At 57.0% G+C, this 14,303-nt stretch carries 12 protein-coding genes; 1 reads left to right on the top strand and 11 read right to left on the bottom strand.

Translation table 11 applies throughout. From position 1 onward, the window contains the following. The first annotated feature begins 238 nt into the window (after positions 1–238). Entirely contained in the window at positions 239–1,003 is a 765-nt protein-coding gene (locus HDF16_RS30155) for a type II toxin-antitoxin system HipA family toxin (RefSeq protein WP_221312398.1), read from the top strand. A gap of 340 nt (positions 1,004–1,343) precedes the next feature. Here HDF16_RS30155 and HDF16_RS00705 read toward each other — a convergent pair whose 3' ends face one another. The 11 genes from HDF16_RS00705 to HDF16_RS30160 form a co-directional block, all read right to left on the bottom strand. Next, a complete protein-coding gene (locus HDF16_RS00705; protein ID WP_184213185.1) occupies positions 1,344–1,754 on the bottom strand; it encodes a hypothetical protein in 411 nt (136 codons plus the stop codon). Between the two features lie 11 nt (positions 1,755–1,765). Continuing rightward, positions 1,766–2,842, bottom strand: a complete 1,077-nt coding sequence (locus HDF16_RS00710; protein WP_184213187.1) for a C1 family peptidase — start codon at positions 2,840–2,842, stop codon at positions 1,766–1,768. A 106-nt stretch (positions 2,843–2,948) separates the two neighbouring features. Continuing rightward, positions 2,949–4,112 (bottom strand): hypothetical protein, encoded by a 1,164-nt coding sequence (locus HDF16_RS00715; RefSeq protein WP_221312400.1) that lies wholly within the window; start codon positions 4,110–4,112, stop codon positions 2,949–2,951. A gap of 373 nt (positions 4,113–4,485) precedes the next feature. Then, a complete protein-coding gene (locus tag HDF16_RS00720) occupies positions 4,486–4,905 on the bottom strand; it encodes a hypothetical protein (RefSeq protein ID WP_184213191.1) in 420 nt (139 codons plus the stop codon). A gap of 304 nt (positions 4,906–5,209) precedes the next feature. After that, positions 5,210–6,058: a hypothetical protein gene (locus HDF16_RS00725; RefSeq protein WP_184213193.1), complete on the bottom strand. Its 849-nt coding sequence runs from the start codon at positions 6,056–6,058 to the stop codon at positions 5,210–5,212. Between the two features lie 7 nt (positions 6,059–6,065). Next, entirely contained in the window at positions 6,066–6,653 is a 588-nt protein-coding gene (locus HDF16_RS00730; protein ID WP_184213195.1) for a hypothetical protein, read from the bottom strand. 41 nt (positions 6,654–6,694) lie between these two features. Then, positions 6,695–9,694 (bottom strand): CHAT domain-containing protein, encoded by a 3,000-nt coding sequence (locus HDF16_RS00735; RefSeq protein ID WP_221312401.1) that lies wholly within the window; start codon positions 9,692–9,694, stop codon positions 6,695–6,697. Between the two features lie 13 nt (positions 9,695–9,707). Next, the gene (locus tag HDF16_RS00740) at positions 9,708–11,243 is read right to left on the bottom strand and encodes a clostripain-related cysteine peptidase (protein WP_184213199.1); all 1,536 of its coding nucleotides are present in this window, start codon (positions 11,241–11,243) and stop codon (positions 9,708–9,710) included. Between the two features lie 980 nt (positions 11,244–12,223). After that, positions 12,224–12,874, bottom strand: a complete 651-nt coding sequence (locus tag HDF16_RS00745) for a bifunctional 4-hydroxy-2-oxoglutarate aldolase/2-dehydro-3-deoxy-phosphogluconate aldolase (protein WP_184213201.1) — start codon at positions 12,872–12,874, stop codon at positions 12,224–12,226. Positions 12,875–12,888: 14 nt separating this feature from the next. After that, the gene (locus HDF16_RS00750; protein WP_184213203.1) at positions 12,889–13,977 is read right to left on the bottom strand and encodes a sugar kinase; all 1,089 of its coding nucleotides are present in this window, start codon (positions 13,975–13,977) and stop codon (positions 12,889–12,891) included. A 46-nt stretch (positions 13,978–14,023) separates the two neighbouring features. Next, positions 14,024–14,284: a hypothetical protein gene (locus HDF16_RS30160; protein ID WP_221312403.1), complete on the bottom strand. Its 261-nt coding sequence runs from the start codon at positions 14,282–14,284 to the stop codon at positions 14,024–14,026. Positions 14,285–14,303 lie beyond the last annotated feature (19 nt).

Here is a 14,303-nt window from a genome sequence, read left to right on the forward strand (position 1 = left end):
CTGGGGACGCGTACTGATGCAGCGCCGGGAAAATGCTCGTGCGCGTCATGAAGGAGTTCGTCCGCGGACGCTGACGGAGTGTGATTTTCTGTTGGGCGTCCACGACGAAACGCGACTCGGCGCACTGCGATTCAAACCGCCAGGCGGCCCTTACGTCGATAGTGATACAAGATTCGCCGCGCCGCCTCTTACTTCGCTGCGGGAGTTGCAAGCAGCGAGCCTTCAGTTTGAGCGGCACTTGAACGACGAGGAACATCCCGACTACGCGAAGTGGCTAGCTCAGCTTATCGCCCCAGGGAGCTCTCTCGGAGGAGCTCGTCCCAAGGCTTCCGTCCGAGATGAAAAGGGAACCCTCTGCATAGCCAAGTTCCCGAGCCGCCAAGACACGCGAGACATCGGAGCTTGGGAGCTGGTGGCTCATTCACTTGTACGTAAATCAGGTATTCAGGTTCCAGACGCCAGAGCACTCCATTACGCAGAGAGTGCATTCACCACCTTTCTCGCTAAAAGGTTTGACCGAACGGCGAAAGGGGGGCGTGTCGCTTTTGTCTCAGCAATGCCTCTCACACAGAGGAAGGACGGGGAAGCAGGAGCGAGCTACCTGGAGCTTGTTGAACTCCTGCAATCCAGAGGTGCTGACACCCATGCCGACTGTGAGCAACTGTTCCGGCGAGTTCTCTTGAACGTTCGCATTCACAACACGGACGACCATCTCCGCAACCACGGTTTCTTCGTCGACGCACAGGGGATTCGTCTTTCGCCGGCATACGACATCAATCCTTCCGTCGATCGCGATGAGCTTTCGCTTGCTATCGACGAAACAGAGAGCACATGTGATATTTCCGTCGCCATGAATGCCTACAAGACCTACGGGATCTCCTCCGCTGAAGCAGACGCAGCGCTAGAGTCTGTTGAAGCGGCTGTGGTCGGATGGAGAACAGAGGCTACCAGGTTCGGAATTTCCAAAGCGGAGCAGGACGTTATGGCAGCCGCGTTCGAATAGAGGTACTTTCGAAGCGGGGCCGGTTGCGGAAGCCGTATCTCTCGCAATGGCCGAGCTCTTCGCGCACCGTACACGCATCATGGCATGGAGGGAAGGGCCGCGTCACACGCAGCGGACCGCCAATCCGCTGCGGATCCCAACTCACCGACCGATAAGTTCGTGTGACTGAGATGTGCGCACTCGCTCTCGATATCCGTTCCCAGCACGGTATTGGGCGATCCGGGCCGACGGAGCACAGATACTCCGATCAAGGGGTAGCTTCTCTCTAGAACCTTGGGAATCTTGATTCGACCGCGAAAGTCGAGAATATGCCCACTGATTATCCGCATCCAGAGTTTTATCAGCGCGAAGACGAAGCCTTCAAACTGTCTCGCATGGACTGCTCAAGATTTTGAAGTCTTTGCTGAGTCTCGGAGGTGCAATCTCCACTTTTTCGCAGTGCCGCAATCTCAGCAGAGATTGCATTTCGCTGATCGCGCTCGTGCAGGCTTGCCGGCGAGGCTTCCGCAAACCTGGCACCGAGAGATGGTCGAAAGGGCGGCAGTTCACCATAGTCAGCCTCTGCCGCTCCCTGTCCTTTAAGCTCACGCACTACCTGCTCAAACTCAACCCTGCCAAGGAACTTTACGCTGTCCTCGGGAGAAAACTCGAGCTTAGACAACAAAGCGTGAGGAGTGGCGACGCCCAGTGAACGCAGCTTCTCACATGTGGACGCGCCAACTCCAAGCTTGTCGATGTATTCATAGGCCATAAGGGACCCTCTTACTCCAGAGAATACGCCTCATGTCCGTAGGTTGTCAGATAGCTGTAGGGCATACTGCCATACCCAACTCCGAACTCTCCCGCAACAGCCCAATAGCCGTTCCAACTGTTCCTAAGGAGGAAGCGCCCATACCCATTCGGAGCATCGTCCGGCAGGTCCTGATACCCCACGAGACAGACAGCGTGACCCTCGTGAGTGACCGTGCCCGGAAAAGGCAGTGTCACCCGACCGCTGTTCCTGATCTCGTCTGTCTCCCAGGAGTCGCGAAAGTAGGCCACTGCGACAGCAACACAACGCCCTTGATCCAGCTCTGCCTTTATCTGGGAGATGTCAGCGCAGTCCAACATATTCACGGCTGTTGCCCGATAAGACAAAGCCTCCGTGGCGGCGCCTGCGGGAGGAGGGTCCTGCCCCTCGTTTCCAGCGATATCGTTGCGAACGTATGGCCAGGTATTGTCCAGGCAGGTGCCATCGGTCTGAAGCAAAGGCATGGCGTATTCGAGAAACGTGCCAGGCTGGTTAGAGATCCCATCATGCTGTTTGTCGTTCCAGTAAGCGAATTGCTCGGACAGAGCGATCTGATCTCTCCTGCTCTTGAACAGGGCGTGTTCCAGACACGCAACGGAAGCGAAGCCGACACAGGTGCCGCGGTACGCCTGATCACGAATCGCCTGCATCTCCGGAATCAGGTTGACGTCCGCATCCCCTGGATTCGCAGAGGGCAGCGCGGCCGCGGTCGCAGGCGGCGGCGGCAGAGCAGCAGGCAGGATGGCCTGCGCAGGTTGCCGCAACCTCGCACCGTGGCGGTACCTCGCGCTCCTGACCGCGAAGGGAGCCTGGGGTGGAGCGATCCCCGCGAATTGCTCCGCAATAATCTGACTAACGGGAAGGCCCAGCCTTTCGTCGAGTTCATGCCCAAAAAGCTGTAGGACCGAAAGAACCTGTTCGACGGTATGGTACCCAAGCGCGTGGAACGTCTCTTGGACAAGCTCGGGGAGCGTGGAGGTTGAGATGCGATGGCTCCCTTTCAGCAGGGGCAGCCGGCGTAAATTGGAACTCTCTTGCAGTTGTGACATAGTATTCTCCTGGCTTTTCATAGGTTGATGTAAGAAGAATTGCGAAGGCCGTTGAGCTCTTGCGGATCGAGTGGAGCTTGGCCGAATCCTATTTGCAAGAAGTGGGCTATTGCTGTTCGGTGATCATTACTGGAGTGCTCGAAGTGAGCGTCGGATTGCTGCTCGAACGCAGTGTCGCGGTTGTGGTTCCCGGTACGTAATCAGCCGGTAGGTGTACCATCGCCGATGCGGTCTTGCCGTCGCTTGTTGTCACGGTGCCGAAGACAAAGGACTTAGTGCCACCTAGCACGACTTGGGTGTCGCCCTGCGCGATGTCCGTTCCTGTTAGAGTCATCGTGACCGTGGTGTCTGGTTTAGAACCTTTTGGCACCGTCGCTGTGGACAATGCCGGTGCCGGAATCGCCGTTTGGATGAACGTTCCATCGACGCAGACATCAGCGGTGTAAAGCATGTTTACTCCACCGGTGAGTCCGGCGTACTCAAAAGGATCGCGGAGGTACTGCTTTTGATCTCCGCGATTCATTACTTCATCGAGCGGGATAAACATTGCGATGGCTTTGCTGCTCTTTTTATTGATGATCGTATTCGTGATGAACGCACTATCGCTTAGCCGGTTGAGTTGTGTCGCAGTGTGGTCGGGAAGCATGTTGGTGTAAGCGTTGATGAAAGGACCGTTGAATTGAGCCACCGCGCTTCCCATTACGTCAGAGAATGAGGTCAAACCACTGATTCCCGCAGCCACCGAACCTATTCCCTGAAAGATGTGTAAGTACCGGTTGCGAGGATCGTAGTCCTGGCCCTTTTCGGGAACCCCGCGCAAGAGGGTGAGATCCTGGCCCGATGCAGAGAACCGGTACGACCCCGGCGTTCCTGCGGGGGATAAGTAAGGACTGAAGTCGATACTCACGTCCTGCAGCATGTATTGAAAGTCGGGGCTCAGGTTCTCGACGGTAACCTGATAGACCGCAAAACGTCTGCCGAGCCGATAACCAAAATCGTCTTCTGCCGTGTCCGGCGTCAGAATCTCGCGATGCACGCGAATCAAGGACACCGCTGGAGACGAACTCCCGGTTCCACAGGTCGTAGGAGTACTGGATGCCGAGCCGCCTACGTATGGAATCTCAGTAGCGTTGGCTACCGCAGTAGGAGTCGGAGCCGAGTTTCCAGTCCCAGCCCCAGCCCCAGCGCCCAACCCGGCAGGGTTGTTCTGTCCCTGGCTTGGCGGCTGCGCTGCGACCACCACTGCCATGCGGCTTGCGGCAACGCTCAAGGAGCGTTCAACCAACGCCTTTTCGCGAAGAATACGCTCTGCGTTCTGCAGACAGCGAACCTGTTTCGCGAGCTTCTTAGGATCCGTCTCACTCTCATCCACTTTGCACGACTTTTTTGCCGCCGCTGAGTAATCGGTTGCCGTAGGCGTTGATATCTGTCCAGCATGTATGGGTCTTGATTGCATCGTGAGAGCTGATAGCACGAATAGGATTGAGATGGAGATCCGCTTTGTCATGGTCTTTTCCTCTGAGTAACGATTTCGTTATCTGGGGCTCTGCCCCCTTGTTTGTCATGAGGTACAATCAGGAGCCGCCCGTAGGGTCTTCCGAATCTGGACGCGGCCCATTCGGGCGGTGCCATCCGAGCAGTGGCTAAAGGTTCACAACCTTCGGGTCGCTCAGGTGGTAGTCGGCGGCTACCCGCGCTCTGGCCGTATCTTCTTTGTCGATCTTGACCGCCTTGATCAGATCCAGTGCGTGGTTCCAGAAGGCCGAGCCTCCAGCCGATAACAGCCCCATCACCCCGTACGAGAGGACCGGATGTGCTCCCGCGCTCGCGCCAAGAGAGCTCAAAATATCGATTCCCGAGAATTTCGCAATCGCACCGCCGATCAGCGCCGACAGCAGATGAATTGCGGTGCATCGCCACGACTCCATCTGCGGATTCGTGCTCGGAGCAAACAGCCACGCGAAGAGCGGCGTTGCTCCCACGCTCTGTTTAAGTATCTCGATCACACGCTCAACGGCCACGCTAAGCGCTAAGCTTGTCGCCACCAACGATTGCAGATTCATATCTCTCCCCTTCAGTAGCTGATATCAGGCTCTGGCGGGTTCTGCATCATTGGTTTGGCGACTCTATTGCGTCAGGACGCACTTAGGGCAGAACCATGCTTGCGTGGAACCTTGAGCCTTCACATTGCTATGCGAGGAAAAGAAAAGTATTTCTAATTTATTCTTGGGAGATAGATCTTTTTGGAGAAGAGTCAGGTCGAACTTCGGAGCCAGCGGTAAACACCGTAAGGCTTCGGATCGCGAAGTTATCCCTCGGTCTAACCTATGCACCGTCGACGAGTTCCATTCCTAGAGGACGGACAGACTACTTCGCACTTGAAACTTCAAACCAATAAGAAGTTTCTCCCGAGCCCTGCTCCTTCACGAGGATCCGGCAGCGACCATACGGCACCGCGGAAGCAGGAATGTCCAAAGCCAGGACAGCGCCGTTTGCCACCCGTTTGGCTTCGACAGAGTCGCTGAACCAGAAGACCGTTCCACCCTGTTCTGCTTCTACCCTCAGCTTGTTCGTGAGAAGAGAGCTGGTCAGAGCGATTGACACGTGCAGTCTAGCAGTGGACTTAGCCATAGTGATCTGTGGCACGGCTTCCCGCCCACGGCTCAATCCGGGCCGAAAGAGCAGCAGCGTCGCTATCTCAGTGGGAGGCGCGGCGGTCCACGTGCTTGCCTTGGGGAGCACTTGAACGGCCATCGCAACCTGGCTTTGCTCCTCTGCGATATGCCGCTCGTGTTGCTGGTTCCAGAAGAACAGCGCGCTTGAACCCAACGCGAGCCCTGCGGCTATCTTCAGGAAGACTCTTCTGTCCGGCATCGTCAGGACTGCACCGCGCCACCGCGAAGCTACGCCAGCATGGGCCGCAGTCAGCCGCGGCAACCGACGCATCAGCAGCACCGATCGAAGTTGCCGTTGGCGCTCAGGCGGCACCAGGAAATGGCACTCCATCGCGTCAGAGTCGGCAGCCGTCATGAGACCATCCGCGTACTCTTCAAGGAGGTCGTCTTCCAGAGAACCCACATATTCGGAAAAGTAGGGATCGAGCAGCATCTTCTCATCAAACTTCTCCGACAGTTCGTCTTCGTCGGGAATCTTCCCCAGCAGGTAGGAACGAATTGTCGCGTCATCATATGTAGAGTCGTACATCATCGTCACCATCAGGAATCTAGTTATAGGCAGAGCGTTGCAAGCAGCCTGTAATGCAGTCGCGTAGCTTGAGGCGAATCCGGTGAGCTGCAATCCGCAGACTGTTGAGTCCGCCGTTTTGCACGGCAAGGTGTTTACGCTTCTCGATCTTTTCGCGTCCTTGAAACTGGTGATATTCCAAAATAAGCTTGCGCTCTGAATCCGAAAGTTTGCCCAGGCAGTGGCTCAAGCATCTGTCTTCTTGTTCCGTGAAGTCTTCATTTATATGTTTGCCTGCCGGGATACAGTCATCTTCCAGAGACACCGGCCTTTTCTTGAGCTCGTCCAAATATTCGCGCCACATGTTCCGTGCCACGCCGTAACAGAGGCGAATCGCCGAAGGATAGTCCTGTGACTTGGAGTACACTTGAGCGGCTCTCTCAAGCGTCTTGGCAGCAAGGTCCTCAGCGTCCACACAGCCTTTCCGAACAAAAAGCTTTGTAAGTTGCCGCTTGATATCCAGATATTCGACCCCGGCTTGCCCGTGGTCCGGCGAGAGCCATCGTAGGAAGAAATCGAAATCCGTCTGAGGCATATCTTTTTGTTGCGGAGGACCAGGATCGTTCATAGGATGCTTCATTGTAAGGTCCATCGTCTTTCCCGCCTGCCTTATTGGAACTCACCTTCAATAAAAAACGCTGCCCAGAAGTATGGATCGTGGAACTTTTGATTGCGCGCCATCCTGAGCTGCGCCCGATTAAGTGCCGCTGCCGGACTCCTTCCGTCTTTGAGCTCTCGATAAAAATAAGCCATCAGGATCGCCGAAGCTTCGTCGTCCACCTTCCACAGGCTGGCAATGACCCGTTGCGCACCAGCATAGAGAAACGCCCGCGGCAGTCCTACGATTCCTTCTGAGCCCATATCTTTGCCGAGCGCTGACTCACACGAACTTAACACCACCAGCTCCGCTGACAGATGCAGACTGTGAATATCGCCCATCCGCAGATATCCGTCCTGCGGCTTTCCCTGCGCATTGAACATTGCCAGCACCAGCCCGGAGTTCTCGGGGCGCCGTGCATCGAGCAGGCCATGGGTGGCAAAATGCACCACTCGGGCTTGCGCGAATGCGCCTCCCAGCACGGTGTTGCGACTTGCCTCAGCGCCTAACACCAATCGCGTACCTGACACGCCGATGATCTTCTGGATACTCGATGCTTCCAGGCGTGATCCAGGAAGGCTTGGGATCGTTCCAGGCAGGTGCAAATCGGTCAGTGCCCGCGTCAACTCTCTGGATCGCAATATCGTCCGTGAAGCGATGGCGTTTGGGCTCGACTTACCGTTTATACCCGGCAACTCATAAAGTGGATCCGCGATCACGACGACCTTGTTTTGTGGCTCCGGGCGGCTGGCAGTGCTCTTACGCAGCGCCATGAGCGCCGAAACCGAAGGAAGTATCGTGATGTCGTTCTGCTCCACCAGCTTTGTTCCATCTGCTGTCGCCAAAGCGCCAAAGGGAAGATACTGCAATGCCCCGTCGGGGACGATGATCAACTCCTTACCCTTAAGCCGGGGCATGTCAGCAAAAAGAACTTTTCCAAGTTGGACCGATAACTCTTGCGCCACCCGCCTTTGCGTCTTATGCCGCTCTAAGAACCCCTCCGGCGTCTCGCCCCCGAGCGACTCCGGCGGCTCCAGGGCTCTCCTGAGTCTCTCCACGCGCGTCTGTATCCACGCGCTGTTCGGAAGTTCAACCGCTGCTATCCGGCTGCCATCCACGAACCACGCGAAGCTGCGCTCCTCTCCCAGCGCGAACTCAACCAACGCCGCCCCACTCTTCTTCATCTCCGCCTGAATCTGCTCCGCGGTTAGAGATGATGCTACCGGGTTCGCCGGCGCGGATAGCGGGTCGGCCCCGGTCAAGGCCGGTGCCAGCTCTGGCTGGTCGGCCTCCTTGTGAAAAACGGAGCAGCTCGCATCTTGCGGAGTTCTGACCAACTCGTCGATGAACGCGCGTACTTTGCTACGCTCAGACGATTCGAGGGCGAGCCTTGCAAACTCCTCTGCCGACTCGGACCGCCTCAGCGTCATCAGAATCCGAGTGTAGAGCGCGTAATACTCGTGTACCCACGCGAAATATTGCGCACGCGACTCGAACTTGGCGATCCGCAGGCGCTGCGATTCGATCGCTGAAATGGTCGTCTTGATCTCGGATAAGGCGCGCCGTGGGTCGCCGCGCGCAAGATAGATCCGCGACCGGAGATAGTGGGTTCTCGCTACATCTTCTGTCGCTCCAGCCTGCTGTTCCTGGATCAATGCCTGCGCGTGAAGGTTGAGTGCTTCCTCCAGATCGCCCATGGCAACGGCGGCTCGCGCAAGGCGACCAAGTGCCAGGGCTATCTCCAGAGGGTTCCGCGCCTCGCGGGCCGCGTCAAGGCTCTTCCTGTATGTATCACGCGCAGCCCTGGCTCGCCCTTTACTCAGGTCGATGTCGCCCGTACCCACAAGTGCTGTTGCCAGCAACGCCTTGCCGTTAGTGGCCTTCGCGATGGCGCGTCCTCGCGCATAGAGTTCCGGACCCGCGCTGCGAAGGTAGTTGCTGGCAACTGAAAGTTCCATCAACCCGGAGATCGCATCTCCTTCACCAAGCTCGTCGCCGGCAGCCGCAAACAGCCTTCGCGCCCTCGTATAAGCCACGATAGCTGCGTCTTCGTCGCCGAAGTTCCGCGCCACCATTCCGAGGTTGTTGTAAGCTATCGCGGCATTGTCGCTGTCCGCAATTCTTTCGAAGAGTGCAAGCGCGCTTCTTGCGGCACACTCCGCGGCGGCGTAGTCGCCTTCACGTCCGGCAAAATAGGCCGCCACAAGCTCCGCCCGGGCGGTGCCATACCGGTTGCCGTTCCGCGACCAGAGCTCCATCGAACTCGCAAGCAACCGCCGCGCTGCCACCGGATCGTCAGGATGGACGTTGTAGGCCAGCATCATCGCACTCAACGCCTCTATTTCCATATCGCCAGCTCCAGCTGCAAGCTCTCGCGCCCGTGTCAGGCTTGCGGTCGCCTTGCCTACCTGCCCGGACCAGAACTGGGCTTCACCCTCCGCCTCCACCGCGCGGGCATAAGCCGGTGCATCGTCGTCTTTAAGGTGAACACATTCCTGCACCGCATCTGCGGCATCACGCAGTGAGTCGGCGCCGCTGCCAATATTTGCCTCTGTCCAGGCCAGTCTGGTCAGCGCCGCGCAACGTACGGGCTTCGCGTCGCCACTAAGGACAAGCGCACGGTGATAGGCACTGATCGCCTGCGCAAACCCGCTCATCATGCTTCTAGTGTTCCCAGCCTGTATCACTGCGGATGCAGCCTGCTCCCGCATTCCTGCTTTCAGGAATTCAGCGGAGCTCGCACGGTAAAGCTGTATAGCTTCGAGCAGATCCCTCCGTGTCAGCTTCCCGCGAGACGCATCCGCCTCAGTGTATTCCGCCTCCGCTAACGCTCGATCGCCGGCCTTGGCCACCCGCGGCGCCCCACCCAGAGCCGGCATTTGCGGATACCCCACGTGTCCCGAAAAACTTAGCGCAAGCGCCGCGACCAGCGCAAATGCGCCCTCGCGGCTCCTCTTGCTGCCACAGTGTCTCTTGATCGCCGTTCTTCGAGTCAGACACAATCGCACCATATAGCTTCTCAAGTCAGGCCGGAAGCTCCTTACACTTAGGGGTGGCTCGGACCTTTGACTCCCGGCAAACGTTCCGGGCGGCCTGGGTTGCGGAGTACACGACGTTAAGGTCTCTCGATGCCATCCTCACCAGGATCGGGGTCCATTGCTCCACGATGAACTTGTACCAGCCAGTATCCTGCGACAATGCCAGGTCTTCATAGTAGGACTCCGTGTTTTTGATCAGGGTGTGCCGAGCGTGAAGCAACTGCTGCGGTGCCACGTCATTCAATACAGAGGAGAAGTCTTTGCCCCCGCGTGACGGGTCTCCGCCTTTGAACATGGGCCTGCTCATGTCAATCCACTGGTCGTTGGAAAGATACGGCATGTAGAGCGATCCCCCGTTACACGCACCGTCCGTAGAACAGTTTGCCAGCACTAGGGCGCTGCTGTGTGTACCGTCAGTATCTTCCTCCAGCGCTTCAATGATCTTTTTGCTGGCTTCGTAGATGGCATATCGCCAATAGCTCACATCTCCAGGGGCAGGCACCTGACCACCGTATCCACCCTTTGTCGTGTTGGCTCCAGCATTCAGTATGTTCATCAGCTCTGCAGCTAAATCGGCAAGGTCCACATACAGGCCGCTGACGAAGTCTCTCGTCCGCTCCCGGGCCGCGATCAACAGCGCAGCAAGGCCGGATTCCTTCTCAGCCTTACCAAACGCGCGCACCAGCTCGCACAGTGCATCTTCCAGTTGACTGCAGTTCACAAGACGCAGGGCGGTGAGCGTTGCCGGCGTCATCTCCGTGACGGCGTCCGTGATGTAGTCGATGTAGGTTTGGATGTACTTGTACACGCCCTGCCGCAACATCTCTTCAACGTTGTCTCCCCCCTGCCGGAACAGAGAGACGATCGTATCGTAGGGGAAGCTCAGGTCCGGAACTTCTTCCTGGGAGGCGACCATGTATTTAACGTGTTCGCGCAGTTCGTAGGCCACCTCGACCAGACTCATCGAACATGCGTCAAATCCTATTAAATCGAACTTGATGCCCTTGTGCGGCGTCGGCACCACGGCAACTTTCTGCAGAGCGTCACGCAGATCGCCCGGAGTCAAATAGAGGCTGACGTCCTGACATCCAGGTGCCGGCGGCGGCTGCATCAGCAGTTGCGGCCCATGCCCCCACAGGATCAGCGCATAGTGGTCAGCTATTTCCAGCTCGGCGTGTTCGGAGGCCCACTGCAAAAAACTGACCAGAGCTTGCTGCTCCGTCATACCCTTTGGCGCGTCGAAACGACCAGCGACGAAGTCAGAGAGACGCTCTCCCTTCTTCCCTGGGCCGAAAATATAGCGCGGAATCGCCTTCTGGCCGGACGGCGCATCCACCGTCATCTGGGCAGCCACCCAAACTTCCGCCTTATCCGCACAATCAATGTTCTTGCACGCTGAATTTCTCAACTGCTTTAAAGACTCAATTCCAAAGTTTGCCAGTTGTCCGTCTGCTGCGATATCCAGAAGGATGACCCAGCGCTTCCTCGAAGCCGATGGAGCGGAACCATAATCTTGGGTCACAGGGACACCTCCTGAAGGTTCCCGCAGCTCTCGACTCTTTCTTCGTTGCGTGTCTTCTGCCGACTTATGCCCGTCCAGCCTGTTCTTGCCTGACCGATTTTCGCCCTATGCGTCGTCATCGAGATTTTTTCTCCTGATAGATATCCAGCTGATTCTCGGGTTTCACATTTGCGACTGCCCAAATCCCTCGCGCGCCACGCAACAAGTCATGAACAGTCTGCTATCGCTTCCCTATAGAGTTATGGGTTCATGAACAAAGCATTTCAAAGCTTTCGCGGCAAGGCGAAGAGTGGCGAAAAAGAGAATGTTGGGGCCGGTTAGGCTAGGATGAACGTCAGCCCCGAAAGAATCAAGAGAATTCTGCATCTAGTTCGCGCTGAATCGGCGGATGTATTGCCTGTAACGCGACATCGATTATGGTGCAGCTTAAGCTCGGCCATCGCCGCGATTGGAGCGGAACTCCGACGGGTGCGATTTCGAAAAATGGGCAGAACTCTGGTGCCGGTTTTGGTGCCGGTTTGTACCGGAATTTGGTGCGATTTGGTGCGATCCCATGCAACATGCCATAGTTACTAAAACCCCTGTGGTTGCTGGCGATTTGCGAGTTTTTGCAACGCTATGCGAAGCCCTGCAAAAGGGCAAGAAACGGACTCAAAATCCGCCGACCGCAAGGTCGTGGGGGTTCGCCCCCCTCTCCCGGCACCAAGATAAGCTCATCAAAATGAATAGATTACGAAGATCAAAGCCTCTCAGCTCGAGAGGCTTTTTCATGCGCGAAAAGCACTGGTGCCGGTTCGTGCCTAAGTTACTAATTTAGATTAGGAGGTGCTGGAACATGCCCAGGAAGAGCATGAAATGGGAGCCGGGGCCGCTTCCGATCGAACCGATCCCGTCGTTCGGAGGGGATCGGTTCGATCGGAAGCGAGTGAGTAGGACGGAATTGCCCGGTCAGCAAACCTTTGGCAGCTTGCTAACTTGCGCTAGCTTTCAGTCCTGAAGCGCTGCACGATATCCAGATACCGCGCTGCCTTGGACGTGATTTCATGTGCTCTCCCTTGAGCCATGGCTGCCGCATCCACGAGGTCCGCTCCTACTCCCAGAGCGAAGGCCCCCGCATCCAGAAAGCTCCTGGCTGTTTCGAGACTCACCCCGCCGGTAGGAATCATTTCGACTTGCGGAAGCGGGGCCTTGATGCTCTTCAGATAGCTCGCGCCGCCCATTGCATTTGCAGGGAAGACTTTGATGACATCTGCGCCCGCCTGCCATGCCGTTACGATTTCGGTCGGAGTGAGCGCACCTGGAAGCACCGCGACGTCGTACCTCTGGCAGATCTCGACGGTCTTGATGTTCAACGAAGGACTGACAATGAACCTTGCTCCCTCGAGCATGCAGATACGCGCAGTCTCCGGATCAAGTACAGTTCCCGCGCCAATCAGAACATCGGGCCGCTCTTTAGCGAGCCGAGCCATCACACGAATGGCTCCGGGAATCGTCATGGTCACTTCGAACACAGTGATGCCGCCCATGTACATCGCTGAAACCAGTTCAAGCGCCAGCTCTTCACTATCGGCGCGAAGTACGGGCACCAACCCCACCGATCTCATCTGCTCCATCACTGCGTACTTCGTCATAGTTTCCTTCCAGCCTAACGTGAGGTTGCTGCGTGACCACCGCTCATCAAGTGTTCGACCTCTGCGAGCGAAGCCATCGAGGAGTCTCCGGGAGTCGTCATGACAAGTGCCCCGTGCGCGATACCGCAATTGAGAGCATAGTCAATCTCTCGACCTGCAAGAAGCCCGTAGATAAGCCCTGCGGCGAAGGCATCTCCGCTGCCGACCCGATCCAGAACTTCAAGCATAGGGCAGTGAAGACCGTCGACCGCTCTACCGTTTGCGAATGCGAAGCCGCTCCAATCGTTTCTGGTGGCCGTCTGTGCCCTTCTCACGCTGGAGGCGATCACCTTCAGATTGGAATACTCTTCTTGCACTCGCGCGGCCATCTCGCCGAAAGAATCGAGCGTGTGCCAGACGGGGCCATTGGAAGACGCTGCGGCTGTTCGAGCGACGTCGCCCTCGTGGCCTAGCAACACGTCGACGAGTGGCATCAGCGAGCGGTTCACCTCGATTGAGCCCTGGCGGCCACCGCGAGAGCTCCAGAGCGATGGGCGATAGTTACAGTCATAGCTCACGATCGCACCATGAGCTCGCGCCGCGAGCATCGCCTCTTGCACGACTTCTGTCGCACTCTCGCTGAGGGCGGTCGTGATGCCACCGGTGTGAAACCAACGAACGCCACGGGAGAAGACTTGACTCCAATCCATGTCGCCAGGCTTCAGTTGAGCCATGGCTGTGTGGCCGCGGTCCATCATGCCCAGGCCGCCGCGGACTCCGAAGCCACGCTCGAGGAAATAGATACCATTCCGAGCATCGCGGCCTACGCCGTCGAATGTTCGCCACTGAATGTGGTCTGTACTTACCCCACCCTGCAAGACCAGGTCTTCGATCAATCTTCCAATGGCGTTGTCTACGAGTGCACTTGCGATGGCGGTTCGTAGGCCGAAGCAACGGCGCAAGCCGCGCGCCACGTTGTACTCTCCGCCTCCTTCCCACACCCGGAAGCTGCGTGAGCCGACGATGCGACGTTCTCCCGGATCGAAACGAAGCAGTATTTCGCCGAGAGAGACGAGATCGTAGCCTTCACCTTCGGACGGCTTCGCTGAGAATCCATCTTCCAAAGCAACTTCCTCCTTTGGACACGCTCAGTGTCAATGTTCAAAATGCCTAAGAGAGACGTATCTTGTCAAAGAACGGCATGCCAAAGGGAGTCGGGAGTTCGCGCATTACAGCTTGTGAATTCGAGTGACACTCCGCCGTCGGCACTTGCCTGGAGATTACAACCGGGCACTGAACTTCGGAGCATGTAGTCGGGCGCAGCTCGGCAAGACTCACCGCAGAGTACTCTTTGCGGTCATAGACCCGCATGCGGTCCATCCCATCTTCCGCCAGCTTCTGGAACTCCAAGCCGCCTTTGAAATCCGGCACATTCTGTGTGCTGCTCTCG

The organism is Granulicella aggregans, assembly GCF_014203275.1.
Classification (GTDB): domain Bacteria; phylum Acidobacteriota; class Terriglobia; order Terriglobales; family Acidobacteriaceae; genus Edaphobacter.